Origin of the sequence: Candidatus Marifrigoribacter sp. Uisw_064, assembly GCF_047730175.1 — a bacterium.
In the GTDB taxonomy this organism is placed as follows: domain Bacteria; phylum Bacteroidota; class Bacteroidia; order Flavobacteriales; family Flavobacteriaceae; genus Marifrigoribacter.
Genome location: NZ_CP159833.1, coordinates 2,659,067 through 2,678,918 on the forward strand (window position 1 = coordinate 2,659,067; position 19,852 = coordinate 2,678,918).

Annotated in this window: 20 protein-coding genes; 13 read left to right on the plus strand and 7 right to left on the minus strand. The window is 30.3% G+C overall.

Going from position 1 to position 19,852, the window contains the following annotated elements:
* Position 1: 1 nt before the first annotated feature.
* Entirely contained in the window at positions 2 to 622 is a 621-nt protein-coding gene (locus ABXT64_RS11925) for an outer membrane beta-barrel protein (protein WP_443633159.1), read from the minus strand.
* 63 nt (positions 623 to 685) lie between these two features.
* Positions 686 to 1,276, minus strand: a complete 591-nt coding sequence (locus ABXT64_RS11930) for a hypothetical protein (RefSeq protein ID WP_443633160.1) — start codon at positions 1,274 to 1,276, stop codon at positions 686 to 688.
* An 803-nt stretch (positions 1,277 to 2,079) separates the two neighbouring features.
* Here ABXT64_RS11930 and ABXT64_RS11935 point away from each other — a divergent pair.
* Positions 2,080 to 3,798 (plus strand): helix-turn-helix domain-containing protein, encoded by a 1,719-nt coding sequence (locus ABXT64_RS11935; protein WP_443633161.1) that lies wholly within the window; start codon positions 2,080 to 2,082, stop codon positions 3,796 to 3,798.
* Position 3,799: 1 nt separating this feature from the next.
* On the opposite strand, the gene ABXT64_RS11940 is transcribed toward ABXT64_RS11935, so the two are convergent.
* The 4 genes from ABXT64_RS11940 to porX all read right to left on the minus strand — a co-directional run bounded on the left by ABXT64_RS11940 (position 3,800) and on the right by porX (position 6,643).
* Positions 3,800 to 4,306: a hypothetical protein gene (locus ABXT64_RS11940; protein ID WP_443633162.1), complete on the minus strand. Its 507-nt coding sequence runs from the start codon at positions 4,304 to 4,306 to the stop codon at positions 3,800 to 3,802.
* A complete protein-coding gene (locus ABXT64_RS11945; RefSeq protein ID WP_443633163.1) occupies positions 4,272 to 4,409 on the minus strand; it encodes a hypothetical protein in 138 nt (45 codons plus the stop codon). Before ABXT64_RS11945 ends, ABXT64_RS11940 begins: the two co-directional genes overlap by 35 nt.
* A 177-nt stretch (positions 4,410 to 4,586) precedes the next feature.
* Positions 4,587 to 5,000: a tRNA (adenosine(37)-N6)-threonylcarbamoyltransferase complex ATPase subunit type 1 TsaE gene (gene tsaE, locus ABXT64_RS11950; protein ID WP_443633164.1), complete on the minus strand. Its 414-nt coding sequence runs from the start codon at positions 4,998 to 5,000 to the stop codon at positions 4,587 to 4,589.
* Between the two features lie 95 nt (positions 5,001 to 5,095).
* Positions 5,096 to 6,643, minus strand: a complete 1,548-nt coding sequence (gene porX / locus ABXT64_RS11955; protein WP_443633165.1) for a T9SS response regulator signal transducer PorX — start codon at positions 6,641 to 6,643, stop codon at positions 5,096 to 5,098.
* Positions 6,644 to 6,752: 109 nt separating this feature from the next.
* Here porX and ABXT64_RS11960 point away from each other — a divergent pair, with 109 nt between their 5' ends.
* The 12 genes from ABXT64_RS11960 to bshA all read left to right on the plus strand — a co-directional run bounded on the left by ABXT64_RS11960 (position 6,753) and on the right by bshA (position 19,289).
* On the plus strand, positions 6,753 to 7,979 hold the full coding sequence (locus tag ABXT64_RS11960) for an HD domain-containing protein (protein ID WP_443633166.1): 1,227 nt from the start codon (positions 6,753 to 6,755) through the stop codon (positions 7,977 to 7,979).
* Positions 7,980 to 8,035: 56 nt separating this feature from the next.
* On the plus strand, positions 8,036 to 9,058 hold the full coding sequence (gene lpxD / locus ABXT64_RS11965; RefSeq protein WP_443633167.1) for a UDP-3-O-(3-hydroxymyristoyl)glucosamine N-acyltransferase: 1,023 nt from the start codon (positions 8,036 to 8,038) through the stop codon (positions 9,056 to 9,058).
* On the plus strand, positions 9,051 to 10,457 hold the full coding sequence (locus ABXT64_RS11970; protein WP_443633168.1) for a bifunctional UDP-3-O-[3-hydroxymyristoyl] N-acetylglucosamine deacetylase/3-hydroxyacyl-ACP dehydratase: 1,407 nt from the start codon (positions 9,051 to 9,053) through the stop codon (positions 10,455 to 10,457). Before lpxD ends, ABXT64_RS11970 begins: the two co-directional genes overlap by 8 nt.
* Positions 10,458 to 11,243 (plus strand): acyl-ACP--UDP-N-acetylglucosamine O-acyltransferase, encoded by a 786-nt coding sequence (lpxA, locus tag ABXT64_RS11975; protein WP_443633169.1) that lies wholly within the window; start codon positions 10,458 to 10,460, stop codon positions 11,241 to 11,243.
* Between the two features lie 22 nt (positions 11,244 to 11,265).
* A complete protein-coding gene (efp, locus tag ABXT64_RS11980) occupies positions 11,266 to 11,832 on the plus strand; it encodes an elongation factor P (RefSeq protein WP_443633170.1) in 567 nt (188 codons plus the stop codon).
* A 62-nt stretch (positions 11,833 to 11,894) separates the two neighbouring features.
* The gene (locus ABXT64_RS11985) at positions 11,895 to 12,833 is read left to right on the plus strand and encodes a UDP-3-O-(3-hydroxymyristoyl)glucosamine N-acyltransferase (RefSeq protein WP_443633171.1); all 939 of its coding nucleotides are present in this window, start codon (positions 11,895 to 11,897) and stop codon (positions 12,831 to 12,833) included.
* Positions 12,830 to 13,243 (plus strand): nuclear transport factor 2 family protein, encoded by a 414-nt coding sequence (locus ABXT64_RS11990; protein ID WP_443633172.1) that lies wholly within the window; start codon positions 12,830 to 12,832, stop codon positions 13,241 to 13,243. Before ABXT64_RS11985 ends, ABXT64_RS11990 begins: the two co-directional genes overlap by 4 nt.
* A gap of 69 nt (positions 13,244 to 13,312) precedes the next feature.
* Positions 13,313 to 14,188, plus strand: a complete 876-nt coding sequence (gene sucD / locus ABXT64_RS11995; protein WP_443633173.1) for a succinate--CoA ligase subunit alpha — start codon at positions 13,313 to 13,315, stop codon at positions 14,186 to 14,188.
* A gap of 227 nt (positions 14,189 to 14,415) precedes the next feature.
* Positions 14,416 to 15,162: a 3-oxoacyl-[acyl-carrier-protein] reductase gene (gene fabG, locus ABXT64_RS12000; RefSeq protein ID WP_443633174.1), complete on the plus strand. Its 747-nt coding sequence runs from the start codon at positions 14,416 to 14,418 to the stop codon at positions 15,160 to 15,162.
* A 2-nt stretch (positions 15,163 to 15,164) separates the two neighbouring features.
* Entirely contained in the window at positions 15,165 to 17,198 is a 2,034-nt protein-coding gene (locus ABXT64_RS12005; protein WP_443633175.1) for a VWA domain-containing protein, read from the plus strand.
* A 38-nt stretch (positions 17,199 to 17,236) separates the two neighbouring features.
* Positions 17,237 to 18,052 carry a prohibitin family protein gene (locus ABXT64_RS12010; RefSeq protein WP_443633176.1) on the plus strand — a complete coding sequence of 272 codons (816 nt, stop codon included), beginning with the start codon at positions 17,237 to 17,239 and terminating at the stop codon, positions 18,050 to 18,052.
* A 103-nt stretch (positions 18,053 to 18,155) separates the two neighbouring features.
* Entirely contained in the window at positions 18,156 to 19,289 is a 1,134-nt protein-coding gene (gene bshA, locus ABXT64_RS12015) for an N-acetyl-alpha-D-glucosaminyl L-malate synthase BshA (protein ID WP_443633177.1), read from the plus strand.
* Here bshA and ABXT64_RS12020 read toward each other — a convergent pair whose 3' ends face one another.
* Positions 19,290 to 19,775 (minus strand): hypothetical protein, encoded by a 486-nt coding sequence (locus ABXT64_RS12020; RefSeq protein ID WP_443633178.1) that lies wholly within the window; start codon positions 19,773 to 19,775, stop codon positions 19,290 to 19,292.
* Between the last annotated feature and the right edge of the window lie 77 nt (positions 19,776 to 19,852).

The window sequence follows — 19,852 nt, forward strand, 5'->3', positions numbered from 1 at the left end:
TTTATTTACGAATTCCAAAACCTAACTGTAAAGCATATAGCTCATTAATTTTAAAATTAGGCTTAGAATTTTTATTAAATTGAATTATATCACCTTTTGTATTAAAACTTAATCTAAAAAAAAACTTTTCGTTAATTATTTGTTGTATACCTATAGTTGCCTGAAGCCCAATACTTCCTCCTAATTTATTTTCTTTGTCATTTTTATTAATACGTTCTATTTCAACAACCGATTTAAATAAATAACTTCCATAAACACCAGCCTCAAAGTAGGGCATAAAATCAGATATAGTACTTGTATTATACCTTAAATTAAAAGGTATAATAATTAAATCATTAGTTAAATGTGATTGATTTCCTTCAATATCTATGAAATCTGTATTGATTTTTAAAATTCCAATTCCTGGAACAATTGAAAACCTCTTTGAAATAAGAACCTCTTTTGACAAAACTCCTTCAACTATAGTTGCATTCGTTTTAAAGTTATCTTTTAAAGTTATTGTGGAAAACCCTAAAGAGCTATTAAATTCAATAAATCCATTAGAGTCAAAACTACCTTCTGTTACTTCTTGTGTGTAAGATATAAAAGGAATAAATAATAAAAATAAATGTATAATTTTCATATTAAATGATTTTAAATAAATATCAGGTTTAATACATTTGTATTAAACCTGACTGATTAATTTTTACTGTTTTCCTCCCCAGCAACCTATTATTGCTCCAATTATATGGCAAATAGGGGTACAAATAAAGCCTCCTATGATTATTCCAATAAAGGCACCTACACCACAACCAAATCTATTCTCAGATTCTATAACGAATGTGTTTGCAAACTGGATAATCTCTTTTTCAGATATGTCTAGTTCAGAAAAACCAGGAACTGTATTTAGGTTTTCTATCCAATTTCCTTTTGAAATTGCGTCTAAAGTTTGTTTTGTTACTTCATCTATAGGATATTGATCTAAAAAAGACATTAAACCTTCTTCAGTAGCAATACCATAATGTTCTATTAACTGATTAACATCTTCAACATTAGCAATACCTGGATCATAACCAAGTAAACTAGCATAATAATCGAGAGTTTCTTGATCGATATCCTCAATGGGGTTTCTTGATTTACTTAATTCATCCTGAATTAATAATGCATCGTCTATAAGATGATTAACTTCTGTTTTAAAATCTGCTGTATCATTTTTAACTGTATTGCTTTCATGGGAACATGAAATAATTGTTGGTAATAATGTTAATGAAATAAAAAAGTATGCGATTGTTTTCATAATAATTATTTTTAAATACCTACTCTTAGTTAAGCTTTTCGGTTTCCGCTTTTTTCATTGTAATGCAAATCATTTTAAATCTATTTTGAGATCTTCTTTTAACTCTACACTAGTGTATTGTCCAGCTGGTTTTTATAGATTTTAATTTTTATGACAAACATTTTGATATATATCATTTGGTAAATATATGCTAAGTAAAAGCCTTAAAACAAGTCGAGTATATGATGATTCATGAAAACCGACTCTATATTCATGAATGCCGATAACAAAATGTAAATACCAAATAAGGATGATCATAATCATAGTGTTGAATAAGCATAAACTAAAATCATTGTTTTATCTTATGAAATAGAGTTGGAGGAAATGGATTATTAAAATGTGTTTTATTTAAATTCTTGATTTGATGCCAAATAAAGTTATTATTTGAAAACCCTTTTTTAAAAACATTCTCCTTTTAGGAAATTTGTCAAGTTTGTGAACAATAATAAAAAACCAGCTTAAAACGAATTCCCTTTTAACTCCCCAGTTAATAATAGGTGAAATGTCCAGCTGGCTTTAATAATGAATAATTTTTAGATAACATCAAATTATGACAGAAATCATGAGTAAATATATGCTAAGTAAAAGCTTAAAAACAAGTAGAGTATACGATGATTCATGAATTACGACTCGAAATTCATGAATATCGACAAAAAGGTTGAACTGCAATAAATAGCCAATTTAGAGATTAATAAAATACAGGAAAAACCCCCTTTCTCAAGGAGTTAAATTTTTATAACTTGCTATTAATAATATGATTATATATGCGATTTATTTGGTTTGTATTTTTATTGACTTATTCCATTTCTGCTCAGGAGTTTTCTGCTGAAGCATTAAGTAAAATGGAAGATGAAGCTTTATTGACTTTGTTTAATAATGTAGAATTTGATTCCATTAGAGCTGAAAAAGTGGCTAGAACCTATTTAAATAGGGCTAGAAAAGAACAAGACACCATTAAAATGGCGAGAGGCTATGATCGATTGGCTAGAATTTTCCATCCTCAAAAAAACATACAGTTTGCTGATAGTATCATTTATTTAACCCATAATATCAAGAATATTACTTATCCTGGAATTGGATATATTTTAAAGGCGACTGAATATTATCTAGAAGGAGAATTAGAATTTGCGTTTAATAATTATATAAAAGCTTATAAAATAGCTGTTAAGAATAACAACATTGCTCATCAAGTTTACTTATCTGATGTGTTAATTTACATTAAAATATTTTGGGGTAACAAAAGAGCGGCTTTAGTATTACAAAAAAAAAGACATAAATTAATTACTGAAATTGATTATTATGATGAGTTGAAGAAGTCAAGAAGAAAAGGTGCCGATATTAATTTGAATGATTTATACTTAGAGAATGAATTGTATTCTATTTCAAATTTTGTTCTTTGTTATATAGAACTAAAGTTATTGGATTCTGCACAGTACTATTTAGATATTGGGTATAAAAAAATAAAAAAGTATAATGGTACACCCAACGTAAAATATAAATATGAAATTATTTTTCCAACAAGTCATGCTGAAATAAATTACTATAAGAAAAACTATAGAGCTTCGCTTGATACAATTAATGATTTACTTTCTAGTTTTAAATTGGAGACCATAGGAGGCAATAAACACTTTAAGAGCATTTATTTGTTTAAAGGCCTAAACCTTTATGAGTTAAATAATAAAAAAGAAGGAGTAACGTATTTACTAAAAGCAGATTCTATATTAAATAAAAATAAATCTTCTTTAGTACCTTATCATAGAATGATTTATGAGAAATTACTTGACTATTATACTAATGAAAATATTGATTTAAATAAAAGACTTAAATGCTTAAATAAACTAATTGAAGTTGATAGTATTATAATAAAAAATTATCAATTTTTTGAACCTACTTTGATAAAAGAATTTGAAAACCCAGAATTATTTAAGGAAAAAGAAAAAATAATTGAAGAATTAAAATTTGATAATATAAAATCTAAAAGTATTATTTGGATTGTTTTAGGGGTATTAAGCACCTGTATACTAATACTTATTCTTTATTATAAAAGACAGCAAACGTATAAAGTTCGGCATAAAGAGTTAATGCATTTAGTAAATAAGGCTAAAAGTATAAGTCAATTAAAAGTTCCTAGAGATATTTTTAATGATATTCTAGATAAGTTAGAAACTTTTGAGCGGAAGAAAGGCTATTTAAAGAGTGATATTACTATTAATCAACTTGCTAAAACATTTGGCACCAACCATAAATATTTATCAAAAGTGATAAATATTGAAAAAGATAATAATTTCAGTCAGTATTTAAATGACTTAAGGATAACATATGCTTTTACAGAATTGCAAATGAATGATAAATTGAGGAGCTTTACGATTGTAGCTATTGCAAAAGAAAATGGTTTTAAAAATGCAGAGTCATTTTCGAAGGCTTTTTATAAAAAATATAAAATCAAGCCTTCTTTTTATCTAAAACAATTGAGTAGGGGCTAATCTATCTAAATAAATCTTTGATTTGTTGCCAAAGTGTTCTTTTTTGACCCAATTCTTCTTCGAATGCTTTAAGATCATCTCCACGTACTTTATCAAATAATTTAGCACGAATCACATAAACAGAAGGGATGATTACCATCATTAATGGGACTACATAATAAAATGAAAGTGAATCTAAATCATTACTTTCATTTAAAACGCCCCAGAGCTGAAAAGAATACATAGCAATAGGAACTAAAATAATCCAATGCCACCAATGTTTACAGGTAAAAAACCAAAGTAATAATAAATAAAGTGGAATAGCTTTTCCTGAAAAATACCATGCAAATGAATACCAAGAAGGAAAACTTGTTTCTAAAGTAAACAAGAAAGTTTCCCAGATTTTTAACTCTGGGAAACTTTCGTATAAATAAAATAAGTATGGACTAATTGCTATTAAAAGAACAATGACGCCACCTATTACTAAGGATTTTTTATCCGTTTTGTAATGGTTTTTGGTTTTTGTCAATTTGTTGTTCTGTTTGTCCATCTTCAACGTTTTCAGGTGTACAAGAAATAAATAATGTAGATCCAAAAATTGCAACGATAAATAAATACTTTGTAAGTTTCATAATGTTATATTTTGTGAGGTTAATAGTACAAACCTATACAAGAAAAACACAAGTATATCAATTATCTTGGGCGTATATTAGTAAGTTTTGTTTTTCACAAAATTTCACCTATTAAATTTGTATGATTTTCATTAATAATTTAATAGGAAAAATAACATGTATGTTTATCGTAACAATCTAATTCATTGGCTTTATCATTATTGTTCTACTTCCGTTTTTATTATTAGTTAGTTTAATATTAGTGCTTTTCTCAGGCAATAAGTTTTCAATTTTCTCTGGCCATTCTATTAAATTCCAGAAACCTGAATAAAAATATTCTTCTATCCCTATGTCATATGCTTCCTCTTTATTTTCTATTCTGTAAAAATCAAAGTGAAATAATTTTCCTTCATTTAATTTATACTCATTTACTATTGAAAATGTTGGACTACTCATTACCTCATTAACTCCTAATTGCTTTGCAATTTCTTTAATTAGAGTCGTCTTACCGGTTCCCATTTCACCATAAAATAATACAATTTTTGTTTTAATTTCAGATAAAACCTTCATTGCTATTTCAGGGATTTGATCCTTCGTAAACGTGTACTCCATAGTAATTTTAAAAAACAAATGTAACTTATTTCTACGATTATTAACAAAAAGTATCGACTATTCACACCTTACAAGGATTATTCCTACAATATTTACTATTTTGGCTCTAATACTACAAAGGGAATTATCACTTCTTCTAATGAAACTCCTCCATGTTGATAGGTATTTCTATAATAACTAACAAAATGGTTATAGTTGTTGGGGTAAGCAAAAAATAAATCTCCTTTAGCGAAAATAAATGAACTACTCATATTAATAGTTGGTAGATGTATACTTTTTGGATCTTTAGCCAATAACACATCTTTCTCATCAAATGATAAACTTCGACCTGTTTTATATCTTAAGTTCGAGCTTATGTTTTTATCGCCAATTACTTTAGTTGGATTTTTCACATTAATAGTTCCATGGTCTGTGGTAATAATTAATTTGAATCCTAAACTTGAAGCTTGTTGAATGATATCAAGCAATGGTGAGTTTTTAAACCAGCTTTGAGTTAATGAACGATACGATTTATCTGTTGATGCTAATTCTTTTATTACCTCCATTTCAGTTTTTGAATGAGATAACATATCAACGAAATTGTAAACTACAACAGTAAGGTCTTCATTTTTATGACTTCTAAAATTATCAGATAATTTTTTTCCTTGTCTTAAACTTGAGATTTTATGGTAACTCCAATCAACATTAAGGCCCAGGCGTTTTAATTGAGCTCTTAAAAAATCTTTTTCAAACATGTTTTTACCACCTTCATCTGTATCATTTAGCCAATAATCTGGATGTAATTTTTCCATATCACTAGGCATTAAGCCTGAAAATATAGCATTTCGTGAATATTGTGTTGCCGTTGGTAAAATACTGTAGTACAATTCTTCAGTTGTTTTTTTATAAACATCGCTTAGAAAAGGCTCAAAAGCCTTCCATTGATCATACCTTAAATTATCTACTACGATTAAAAGTGTTTTTTGTTCTTTAACATGTGGAAGAATTTTTTCTTTAAATAAGGTGTGAGACATCGTTGGTGCCTCTGTAGATCCATCAAACCAATTAGGGTAATTTTTTTCTATAAACTTACAAAATTGAGTATTTGCTTCATTTTTTTGTGATTCCAAAATTTCAAACATACCAGAATCGTTTATACCTTCTAGTTCTAGTTCCCAGTAAACTAACTTTTGATACATATCCGCCCATCCTTCAAATGAATTCACCATAGATAAATCCATGGCTATTTTTCTAAATTCTTGCTGATAATTGGAGGTTGTTTTTTGAGAAATCAATTTAGAGTGATCTAATGTTTTCTTTAAACTTAATAATATTTGGTGTGGATTAACAGGTTTAATTAAGTAATCAGCAATTTTAGATCCTATTGCTTCTTCCATAATATATTCTTCCTCACTTTTAGTAATCATAATAACAGGAAGAGAGGCTTGTTGTTCTTTTATTTCAGCAAGCGTTTCCAATCCTGTAAGTCCAGGCATGTTTTCATCAAGGAATACGACATCAAAATTATCTTTATTTATTTCCTCTAATGCTTCTGTACCACTTTGAGCTGTAGTTACTTTATAATTCTTCTTTTCAAGAAATATAATATGTGGTTTTAATAAATCAATTTCGTCATCTACCCAAAGTACTTTTATGTCGTTCATATATGTATATTTGTTTTGTTTTTCTGAAGAGAATACGAATTACAACTATCAAATAGTATTCCTAATAAGCTTCACGAAAATAATGTCAGTATTAATTAAAAGTTAAAGTTTGAATTCTAATAACAAACTCAAAATCATAAACGACCCAATATATGGTTTTATTACTATTCCAAGTATTCTTGTCTTCGAATTAATTGAACATAAATACTTCCAAAGGTTAAGAAGAATATCTCAAATGGGAATGTCATATCTGGTATATCCCGGAGCGCATCACACCCGTTTTCAACATGCTTTAGGAGCAATGCATTTAATGCAAAAATCCGTACATGTACTTCGTTTTAAGGGGGTTGTGATTTCTGATAAAGAAGCCGAGGCTCTCTATATTGCTATTTTATTACATGATATAGGCCATGGCCCATTTTCTCATGCGATGGAGCATAGCATTGTTAATAATGTTAGTCATGAAGAAATTTCCTTAAAATTTATGGACGTTTTAAATGCTGAATTTAACAACAGGTTAACATTAGCTATTCAAATATTTAAAAATGAATATCATCGCGCTTTTTTAAATCAATTAGTGTCAGGACAGTTGGATATGGACCGTCTAGATTATCTTAAAAGAGATAGTTTTTATACAGGTGTTTCTGAAGGTTCTATTAATTCAGAACGATTAATATCTATGTTAAATGTAATAGATGATCATCTTGTAGTTGAAGAAAAAGGAATTTATTCAGTAGAAAAATTTATTATTGCCAGAAGATTAATGTACTGGCAAGTGTATCTGCATAAAACTAGTTTAGTCGCAGAACAACTGTTAATGAAACTATTAAAGAGAGCAAAAGAACTCACAAAAAGGGGGGATACTTTACCAGCAAGCACATCGCTTTCATATTTCTTAAATCATACTATTACTTCAGATAATTTTAATGCTAGCACTATTTCAATATTTTCGAAATTAGATGATTACGATATTATTATGGCAATGAAATCATGGGTAAATGAAAAAGACTTTGTATTGAGTTCTATTTCTAAAATGTTATTGAATAGAGATTTATTAAAAATAAAAATCATTTCTGAAGAATTTACCGAAGATGAAATTTCCGTAAAAAATAAAAATGTAATGCAGAAATATGGAATTTCTGAAAATGAATCTAGCTATTTTGTATTTACAGGCACTATATTTAATCAAGCGTATCGGATGGATAAGGATACCATAAATCTATTGACAAAGTCAGGAAAAGTAATTGATGTAGCCAATGCAAGTGATCAATTAAACCTAAAAGCTTTATCTAAAGTTGTAGTAAAAAATTATATGTGTTTCCCAAAATCCATTTAGTTATCCTTTTTTTCTATTTTTGTACGATTATCAATATTAACAACTAAATTTAACGTGTGAAATTTACAGCGGCACAAATAGCAGGAATTTTGGAAGGAGAAGTTGATGGAAATCCAGAAATTGAAGTTTCTAAACTTGCTAAAATTGAAGAAGGGGTAAAGGGAAGTTTAACTTTTCTTGCAAATCCTAAGTACACGCAGTTTATCTATACAACTAAAGCTTCGATTACAATTGTTGATGCTAATTTTGTTCCTGAAAATGAAATTACAACGACATTAATTCGTGTAGAAGATTCTTATAAGGCTTTTTCAAAATTATTAGATTATTACAATCAAGTAAAAATGAATAAAACAGGAATTGAACAACCAGTTTTTATTTCAGAAACAGCTACTTATGGTGAAAACATTTACTTAGGTGCTTTTTCATATTTAGGAGATAATGTTACTATAGGTAACAATGTAAAAATTTATCCTAATGTATTTATAGGTGATAATGCAAAATTAGCAGATAATGTTATCGTATTTGCGGGAGCTAAAATATATTCTGATTCTATAATAGGGCAAAATTGTGTAATACATAGTGGTGCGATTGTAGGAGCAGATGGATTTGGTTTTACACCTAATGAAAAAGGAGAATATACTAAAGTCCCTCAGACAGGAAATGTAATTCTTGAAGCTAATGTAGATATTGGGGCTGGCACAACTATCGATAGAGCAACTTTAGGTTCAACAGTAATAAAAAAAGGAGTGAAACTAGATAATCAAATCCAAATAGCTCACAATGTAGAAATTGGTGAAAACACTGTAATAGCAGCTCAAACTGGTATAGCAGGTTCTACAAAAATTGGAAGAAACTGTTTGATTGGAGGTCAAGTTGGAATTGTAGGACATATCACTATTGGAGATAATGTGCGCATACAAGCACAAAGTGGAATAGGGAGAAATGTTAAAGACAATGAAACACTACAAGGTTCACCAGCACTAAATTATGGTGATTACAATAAAAGTTATGTGCATTTTAAAAACCTGCCTAAGACTTTAGAAAGAATAAACAATTTAGAAAAAAAATATAATGACTGAATCAATGGTAAAACAACGAACTATAGCTAAAGAAGTTTCTCTTCAGGGTGTTGGATTACATACAGGAAAAGAGGTGACAATTACATTTAAACCAGCTCCTGAAAACAATGGATATTCTTTTATTAGAGTTGATTTAGAAAATAATCCTGTTATCGAAGCTGACGCTAATTTTGTGGTAAATACGCAAAGAGGTACCAATCTTGAGAAATTAGGAGTTAAGATTAATACTTCTGAACACGTTTTAGCGGCACTAGTTGGCCTTCAAGTAGATAATTGTTTTATTGAATTAAACGCTTCTGAACCACCAATAATGGATGGTTCTTCTAAGTTTTTTGTTGAAATACTTGAAGAGGCTGGAATCGTTGAACAAGATGCAGAACGTGAAGTTTACGTTATTAAGGAGGTAATTACATATAAAGATGAAGATACAGGTAGTGAGATTATTGTAATGCCTGCTGATGAATACCAAGTAACTACCATGGTTGATTTTGGTACAAATGTTCTTGGAACTCAAAATGCTTCTATTAATCATATTTCAGAATTTAAAAGTGAAATAGCGGATGCTAGAACTTTTAGTTTTTTACATGAAATTGAAATGTTATTGGAACACGGTCTTATTAAAGGGGGTGATTTAAACAATGCAATTGTATATGTAGACAAAGAGGTGTCACCAGAAACAATGGAGAAACTAAGAGTTGCATTTGGAAAAGATAATATTTCAGTAAAACCAAATGGAATTTTAGATAATTTAACATTGCATCATCCAAATGAAGCAGCAAGACATAAGTTACTCGATGTAATTGGAGATCTTGCATTAATTGGAATGCCAATTCGTGGAAAAGTAATAGCAAATAAACCAGGTCATTTGGTTAATACAGAATTTGCTAAAAAGCTTTCAAAAATTATTAAAGCAGAGAAACGAAATAGAGTACCAAAGTTTGATATTTATAAAACACCCGTTAAAGATGTGAATGCTATCATGGAAATGCTTCCTCATAGACCTCCATTTTTATTTGTAGATAAAATATTAGAGCTTTCTGATAATCATGTCGTTGGACTTAAAAATGTTACGATGAATGAGCCATTCTTCGTAGGGCATTTCCCAGGAGCCCCAGTTATGCCAGGAGTTCTTATTGTTGAAGCAATGGCACAAACAGGAGGCATTTTAGCATTAAGTACTGTGCCAGATCCTGAGAATTACTTAACATTTTTCATGAAAATAAACAACGTTAAGTTTAAGCAACAAGTAAACCCTGGAGATACAATAATATTCGATTTAAAACTCGATATTCCTATTAGACGTGGTATTATATTAATGTCTGGTAAGGCCTATGTAAATGGTATTGTAGTGACAGAAGCACAATTAATGGCACAAATAGTAAAAACTAAAAATAATTAAATGAATCAACCTTTAGCTTACGTACATCCAGGAGCAAAAATCGCCAAAAATGTAGTAATAGAACCATTTACAACCATTCATAATAATGTAATTATTGGTGAAGGTACGTGGATAGGTTCTAATGTAACTATCATGGAAGGTGCTAGAATAGGAAAAAATTGCAATATTTTTCCAGGCTCTGTAATTTCAGCAATTCCTCAAGATTTAAAATTTCAAGACGAAGATACTACAGTAGTTATAGGTGATAATACAACCCTTCGAGAATACGTTACCATAAATCGAGGTACTGTAGATAGAGGTAAAACAGTAATTGGTAAAAATTGCTTAATAATGGCTTATTGTCATGTTGCTCATGATTGTATTGTGGGTGATAATTGTATTTTTTCCAATAATAGTACCTTAGCTGGGCATGTAACAGTTGGTGATTATGTTATTTTAGCAGGGATGACGGCTGTACACCAGTTTTGTACCTTGGGTAATCATGCATTTATAACAGGTGGATCTTTAGTTCGTAAAGATGTGCCTCCTTTTGTAAAAGGAGCTAGAGAACCAATGTCTTATGTTGGAATCAACTCCATTGGATTACGCCGAAGAGGGTTTACTTCTGAAAAAATTAGAGAAATACAGAATATTTATAGATTATTATATCAAAAAAATTATAATACCACTCAAGCTGCTGGGATTATTGAAGCTGAAATGGAAGCTACTCCAGAAAGAGATGAAATCCTTCAATTCATTAAAAACTCAAAACGAGGAATAATGAAAGGTTACTTTAGTTCAAATTAATAAATAATACTCAAAACAAATTATGGCAAGTACTTCAGATATTAGAAAAGGATTATGCATTAAATACAACCACGATATTTTTAAAATTATAGATTTTCAACACGTTAAGCCAGGTAAAGGACCTGCTTTTGTTCGAACAAAATTAAAAAGCGTGACTTCTGGAAAAGTAATTGATAATACATTTTCAGCAGGACATAAAATTGAAGATATTCGTGTAGAAACACATAAATTTCAATTTCTTTACAATGAAGGTGATACATTTCATTTTATGAATACTGATGATTATGCTCAAATACAACTAGAAAAAGATGCTCTAGATAACCCTGATTTAATGAAAGAAGGTGAGATAGTTACAATTCAAATAAATACAGAAGATGACATGCCTCTTTCAGTAGATTTACCTGCACATGTAATATTAGAAGTGTCTAGTACAGAACCTGGAGTAAAAGGGAATACAGCTACTAATGCTACTAAGCCTGCCATTGTTGAAACGGGAGCAACTATTAATGTTCCTCTTTTTATTAATGAAGGTGATAAAATCCGAATTGATACTGATAAAGGAAACTATCAAGAAAGAGTTAAAGAATAAAATATTAAGTCCTACTTTTAGTGGCATTTTTTATATTTGGTAAATATCATATTATATAGTCTATGAAATATTCTATTCCACAAACCTTAGAAAGGATTGCAAAAATTATAAACTGTGATTATAAAGGGGATGCTTATTTTCCAGTGTTAGGAATGAATGAAATACATGTAGTTGAGCCTGGAGACATTGTTTTTGTTGATCACCCTAAATATTACAATAAAGCGCTAGAGTCTAAAGCAACTATTATTCTTATCAATAAAGAAGTTGAATGCCCAGAAGGGAAAGCATTATTAATTTCAGATGATCCATTTAGAGATTTCAATACGCTAACGGTTCATTTTAACCCTTTTATTTCTTCTAATGCAATGATTTCTGAAAGCGCTACAATTGGTGCTAACACACTAATACAGCCTAATGTTTTTGTTGGAAATAATGTAGTAATTGGGAGTGATTGTATTATTCACCCCAATGTATGTTTGTATGACAATACAGTTATAGGAAATAATGTGGTCATACATTCAGGATCTGTTTTAGGAGGAGATGCTTTTTATTATAAAAACAGACCAGAAAAGTTCGATAAACTAATTAGTGGTGGAAATGTAGTTGTTGGAGATAATGTAGATATCGGTGCTCTTTGCACCATAGATAAAGGCGTTACAGCATCCACAACTATTGGGGAAGGAACCAAACTTGATAATCAAGTCCATATTGGACACGACACGATTATAGGAAAACGTTGTTTAATGGCATCACAAGTTGGTATTTCTGGATGCGTAATTATAGAAGATTTTGTCACAATATGGGGGCAAGTAGGAGTTAAAAGTGGTATTACTATTGCTAAAGGAACTGAAATTTATGCTCAATCTGGTCTAGGACATTCTACCGGTGAAAATAAAAAATATTTTGGTTCACCAGCTATTGAAGCTAGGGCTAGGTTTAGGGAAATGGCATACATAAATAAATTGCCAGAGATTATAGATAAACTAGATAAATTAAAATGAATAAAAGTGCAAAACAGATTGTAGGCCAATTTTTCAGTTCAGATATTCTAAATGACGATTCTGTTCTTACAACATATTTTCATAAAGATTTAGAACTCATATGGAATAGTTCAGATGGTTTAACGATCATGAATTATGATGATTTAACCGAATTCTTTTCAGAAATAAAACGTACGTATAATGACTTAAGAATTGAAGTAAGCCATTTACTCGAAGATGAGAATTATGTTACAACACGATACAAATACTATGTCAAAACAATAGAAAATCCTGATGAAGAATTAGGGATTTCTCACTTCATTACTATTTGGGAAATAAAAGACAATAAAATGTACCGTGGTTACCAAGTAAGTCAACCTGTAACCGACTTAGATGACACCACAGAATCTTATCATAAGGTTAAAGTATAATTTCTACTTTTTTATTGCTAAAAAAGGTATATTTGCCCCCAAATTAAACGAATAAAAATTCTATAGAAAATGAGTGTTTTAGTAAACAAAAATTCAAAAATAATCGTACAAGGTTTTACGGGTGGAGAAGGAACTTTCCATGCGAGTCAAATGATTGATTATGGAACTCAAGTGGTTGGTGGTGTTACACCTGGTAAAGGTGGCCAAACACATTTAGACAGGCCTGTTTTCAATACCGTAGCAGAAGCTGTGGAAAAAGTGAACGCTGATACTTCTATTATTTTTGTTCCCCCTGCGTTTGCTGCAGATGCAATTATGGAAGCTGCTGAAGCTGGAATTAAAGTAATAATTACGATCACTGAAGGGATTCCTGTTGCTGATATGATTAAAGCTTCAGATTATATAAAAGATAAAGATTGTCGATTAATAGGCCCTAACTGTCCTGGAGTTATTACTCCTGGGGAAGCTAAGGTTGGAATTATGCCAGGATTTGTGTTCAAAAAAGGAACGGTAGGTATCGTTTCTAAATCTGGTACATTAACATATGAAGCTGCTGATCAGGTTGTAAAACAAGGATTAGGAATTACTACAGCTATTGGTATAGGGGGTGATCCAATTATTGGTACTTCTACAAAAGATGCTGTTGAACTATTAATCAATGACCCAGAAACTGAATGTGTAGTAATGATTGGTGAAATAGGAGGTCAATTAGAGGCGGATGCTGCTAAATGGTATAAAGAAAGCGGAAGCAAAAAGCCTATCATTGGTTTTATCGCTGGAGAAACAGCACCTGCTGGACGTACAATGGGCCATGCTGGAGCTATTGTAGGTGGAAGCGATGATACTGCACAAGCAAAGAAGAAAATCATGAGAGAACACGGAATACATGTGGTTGAATCTCCTGCAGAAATAGGAAAAAAAGTAGCCGAAGTAATGGCTCGTTAATTTATTATATAAAAATTAACTAAAATTTAGGAAAGCCTTGTTAATTTAACGAGGCTTTTTTTATGAAGAACCCATAACGATTTATTATATTTGAGTCTATTCAAAAAAACTAATTATGATGAAACGAGCATGCTAAAGATTATATCAATTAACGGAATGATTAATAGCGAACCTGCCTGTGGCAGGCAGGCAGCATGTGACTTTTTAAAAATAATAAATATAAATATATGAAATTATTAGAAGGAAAAACAGCAATTGTAACTGGTGGTAGTAGAGGTATTGGCAAAGGTATTGTTGAAATATTTGCAAAACATGGTGCTAATGTTGCTTTTACATATAGTTCGTCTTCAGAAGCTGCTAAAGTAATTGAAGAAGAAGTCTCTAAATATGGAGTACAAGTTAAGTCTTATAAAAGTGATGCTTCTAATTTTGAACAAGCACAAGAATTAGCCGCTGAAATAGTTAAGGATTTTGGTAGCATAGATATCTTAGTTAATAATGCTGGTATTACTAAAGATAATTTATTAATGCGAATGCAAGAAGAGGACTTCGATAAAGTGATTGAAGTAAACTTAAAATCTGTTTTTAACATGACCAAAGCGGTACAACGTACCATGTTAAAACAACGTAGTGGTTCTATAATAAACATGAGCTCAGTGGTTGGACTAAAAGGAAATGCTGGGCAAAGTAATTATGCCGCATCGAAAGCGGGTATCATTGGTTTTACTAAATCAATGGCATTAGAATTAGGTTCAAGAAATATTCGTAATAATGTAATTGCTCCTGGTTTTATTGAAACAGAAATGACTGGAAAGTTAGATGAAGCAACAGTAGATTCATGGAGAAAAGCAATTCCTTTAAAAAGAGGGGGAAGTCCAGAAGATATAGCTAATGCCTGTGTTTTCTTAGGAAGTGATTTATCAGGATATATTACAGGACAAGTAATAAATGTAGATGGAGGAATGCTAACATAATAATGGCAGTTGAAACTATATTTTATATCATAATTGCCGGAGTACTATCATTTGCTCTGGCACTTTTTATGTATGGATATAAATCTAAACAATCCACAAAGTTTAGATGGATCTTTGGAGTATTACGGTTTATAACTCTTTTTTCAATTTTTTTACTTTTAATAAACCCTAAATTTAAAAGTGAAACCTATACCATATCAAAGCCAAAACTTCCAGTAATTATAGATAACACTTCCTCTATTAGTGAATTAAATCAAACAAATAATGTATTATATTTTTTAGAACAACTTAAAAATAATAATGATTTAAATGAAAAATATGATCTTTCCTATTTTTCATTTGGGAATAATGTATCAGAATTAGATAGCCTTTCTTTTTCTAAAAAAAATAGTAATATTTCAAAAGCAATAAGGTCTATTGACGAACTATTTAAAAATGAAAAAGCTCCTTATGTATTGCTTTCAGATGGAAATCAGACTTTAGGTAATGATTATGAGTTTTCTTCAGCAGGAATCAAAAATCCTATCTTTCCCATAATCTTAGGGGATTCAATAAGTTTTCTAGATTTAAAAATTCAGCAATTAAACACCAATCGCTATACATTTTTAAAAAATAAATTTCCAGTAGAAGCCATTTTAGTATATAGTGGACAGAAAGAAATAAGCACTTCTTTCAATGTAAAACAAGGCAATTCAATACTGTATAAACAAAACATTTCTTTTAGTAAAGAAAAAAACACAGCCACGGTAACGTTTAATTTACAAGCTACTCGAACAGGGTTGCAAAAGTATACAGCTCAAATAATTCCTTTGGAAGAAGAAAAAAATAAAAAAAATAACATAAAATTATTTGCAGTTGAAGTTATTGATCAAGCTACTAATGTATTAATTGTAAGCAATATTTCGCATCCAGATATTGGGATGTTAAAAAAATCTATCGAAACTAATGAGCAGAGATTGGTTACGGTTAAAAAACCAGCAGATGCCATACAACTAATTAATGATTCTCAATTAGTCATATTATATCAACCAGACCAGAGTTTCAATTCATTTTTTAAAGAGCTAAATAAGCAGAAGTCAAACACATTATTGATTACAGGTTTGCAGACAGATTGGAATTTCCTTTCAAATGCTCAAACAACATTTAAAAAGGAAGTTACTTCACAAACTGAAAATGTTTTAGGGTATCTAAATAATAATTATGGAACATTTTTAATTGATGATATAGGGTTCAACGGTTTGCCTCCTTTAAAAACACGTTTTGGCGGACTTGAAATTTTATCTCAACATGAAATAATTTTAGAACAGTATGTGGATGGGTTTTCTTCTGAAAGTGCCTTATTGGCTACTTCTGAAGTAAATGGCAAAAGAGATGCAATTTTAGATGGAGAAGGTTTTTGGAGATGGAGAGCACAATCGTTTTTATTAGAGAATAGTTTTGAAAAATTTGATGACTTTATAGGAAGAATAATACAGTACCTGGCTTCAAGTAAAAGAAAAAGGAGGTTGGATGTTTCTAATGAAGTGTTTTATTATAATAATCAACCCATAATAGTTACAGCTCAATATTTTGATAAGAATTATGTCATAGATTCTCGTGCTTCTTTAGTAATTAAAACAACGAATAAAGAAACAAATGTTTCAAATGAATTTCCATTATTAGTGAAAAATAATTACTTTAAAGTTGATTTAAATACTTTGCCAGCAGGAGAATATCAATATACTGTTCTGGTAAAAGACGAGCCTTTAACGAGAAGCGGCTCATTTTCAATATTAGATTTTAATGTAGAACAACAATTTTTAAATGCTGATGTAACAAAGCTTATGAGTATTGCGACTAATACTAATGGAAAAGCTTATTTTATTTCTGAAAATCAAAAACTAATTGATGCATTATTAATAGATGAAAGATTCCAACAAATCCAAAAAAGCGAACAAAAAGTAGTACCTTTAATCGATTGGAAATATTTACTAGGTCTTATTGTTTTAACACTTTCAACCGAATGGTTTTTAAGAAAATACAATGGACTAGTTTAATATAAAAAACTATAATTAAAACTAAATAAAACATTAAAATGGAAAAATTACCAAAAATTGGAATACCAGTAATAGCGGTATTTATTATAGCAATTATTTTAATTGCAAAATCGGCAATAACAATAGATTCTGGTGAAGCTGGAGTTCTATTTAAAACTTTTGGAGACGGTGTTGTTACGGATGAGCCACCAATGGGAGAAGGGTTTCATATTGTAGCACCATGGAATAAAGTATTTATCTATGAAGTGCGTCAACAGGAGCTTTTTGAAAAAATGAAAGTATTATCATCCAATGGATTGGAAATTCAAATTGATGCATCGGCTTGGTACGAACCTGTTTATGCAGATTTAGGGAATCTTCATCAATCTTTAGGTAAAGGGTATTTAGATCGAGTGATAAAGCCGGCTATTCGTAGTGCTGCAAGAAGTGTTGTGGGTCGTTATACACCAGAGCAGTTATACTCAAGTAAACGTGATGCTATCCAAGATGAAATTTTTGAGGAAACAAAAAAAATACTTGAAAAGCAATATGTACAATTAAATGAAGTGTTGGTTAGAGATGTTACCTTACCAATTACTATAAAGGATGCTATTGAACGTAAACTAAAACAAGAACAAGAATCTTTAGAATATGAATTTAGATTAGTTACAGCAGCAAAAGAAGCTGAAAAAGTAATTATTGAAGCACAAGGAAAAGCTGAATCTAATAGAATTTTAAGTGCTTCTTTAACAGATAAGATTCTTCAAGATAAAGGGATAGATGCTACAGTTAAATTATCGGAATCTCCAAATACTAAAATCATCGTCATTGGATCAGGAGAAAGCGGAATGCCATTGATCTTAGGAAATAACTAATTAATAAAATGTAATTGATAGCCGCTTTGTATAAGCGGCTATTTTTTTTTCTGGTAGCTGTTATTCTAATTGAATATTTACGTCTAAGTAACAAAATAAATATATGAAGATTGCGATTGTTTGTTATCCAACTTTTGGAGGTAGTGGAGTAGTAGCTACCGAATTAGGAATAGCACTAGCTGAACATGGACATGAAGTTCATTTTATAACCTATAAGCAACCAGTCCGATTAGAATTATTACACAGGAATGTTCATTTTCATGAAGTAACTGTACCAAATTATCCTCTTTTCCATTATCAGCCTTATGAGTTGGCATTATCCAGTAAATTGGTCGATATGGTAAAGCTTCATAAAATTGAAATATTGCATGTACATTATGCTATTCCTCATGCTTATGCGGGCTATATGGCTAAAAAGATGTTAGCTGAAGAAAACATCCATATCCCAATGGTAACCACCTTACACGGAACAGATATAACATTGGTAGGAAGTCATCCTTTTTATAAATCTGCAGTAACATTTAGTATCAACAAGAGTGATATTGTAACTTCTGTATCTGAAAGCTTAAAAGAAGACACACTGCGTTTATTCGAGATTAAGAATGAGATTAATGTGGTTCCTAATTTTATTGACGTTGAAAAGCATGACAATCCTTTCACTGAGTGTCAAAGAGATTTAATGGCTAATAAAGATGAAAAAATAATCACCCATGTAAGTAATTTACGAGAAGTAAAGAGAATTACAGATGTTATTGAAATATTTGACCGTATTCAAAAGAAAATGCCTGCCAAATTAATCATGGTTGGAGAAGGTCCAGAAAAATTACCAGCGGAAGAACTTTGTAAAGAAAAGGGCATAGCTGATAAAGTAATGTTTGTGGGTAATAGTCATGAAGTAGATAAAATATTATGTTTTAGTGACCTGTTCTTATTACCGTCTGAACATGAAAGCTTTGGATTGGCAGCATTAGAAGCTATGGTTTGTAGTGTTCCAGTTATTTCAAGTAATACAGGAGGAATTCCTGAAGTGAATTTACAAGGGATCAGTGGTTTTTTAAGTGATGTTGGTAATGTAACTGAAATGGCTAACAATGCTATTCATATTCTTAGTGATGAAGCTAGACTTTCAGAATTCAAGAAAAATGCAAAACTTACAGCATTAAAATTTGATACCAAAAAAATAGTTCCCCTTTATGAGGAACTATATGAAAAAGCTTTAAACGGTATTGAGGTCTAGTTAAAATTGATATCGCAATGCTATAGCAATATCAAAATCAATATCATCACTATAATCTCCAAATCCAAGTTCAGGTCTAAAATCTAGCGAAATAAGTAAAGGCATATCAAAATCATATTCTACGCCAATATCACCTGCAAGAAAGAAAAAAGTTTCACCGTCAGGGTTTCCTGGAAAATCATTATCAAAAGAAATATTAGCTAAACCACCACCAGCTCCTACGTACCAGTTAAAATTTCCATCTAAGTTAAATACCCATTGATAAAGCCCTGTAAATTTTATAGCATCTACTTTATTGTCGGACCTCCAGCCTAAACCAAACTCTAAACGATTATTTTCACTTAATTCTCTTTGGTAGTTAACTTCAGCTCCTATGCCATCATTATCTCCAAATCTAATGCCAATAGCATTTTCAGAAATACCTTGAGCTTCAGCTGTAAAAGCAAGTGTTACGACTGCAATAAATAATAAAATAAATTTTTTCATATGAGATTGTTTTTTTAAAAATAACGGAATAAACTTATTTATAGTATTAAAATTTTAAAATATTAATGGAGCTTCAT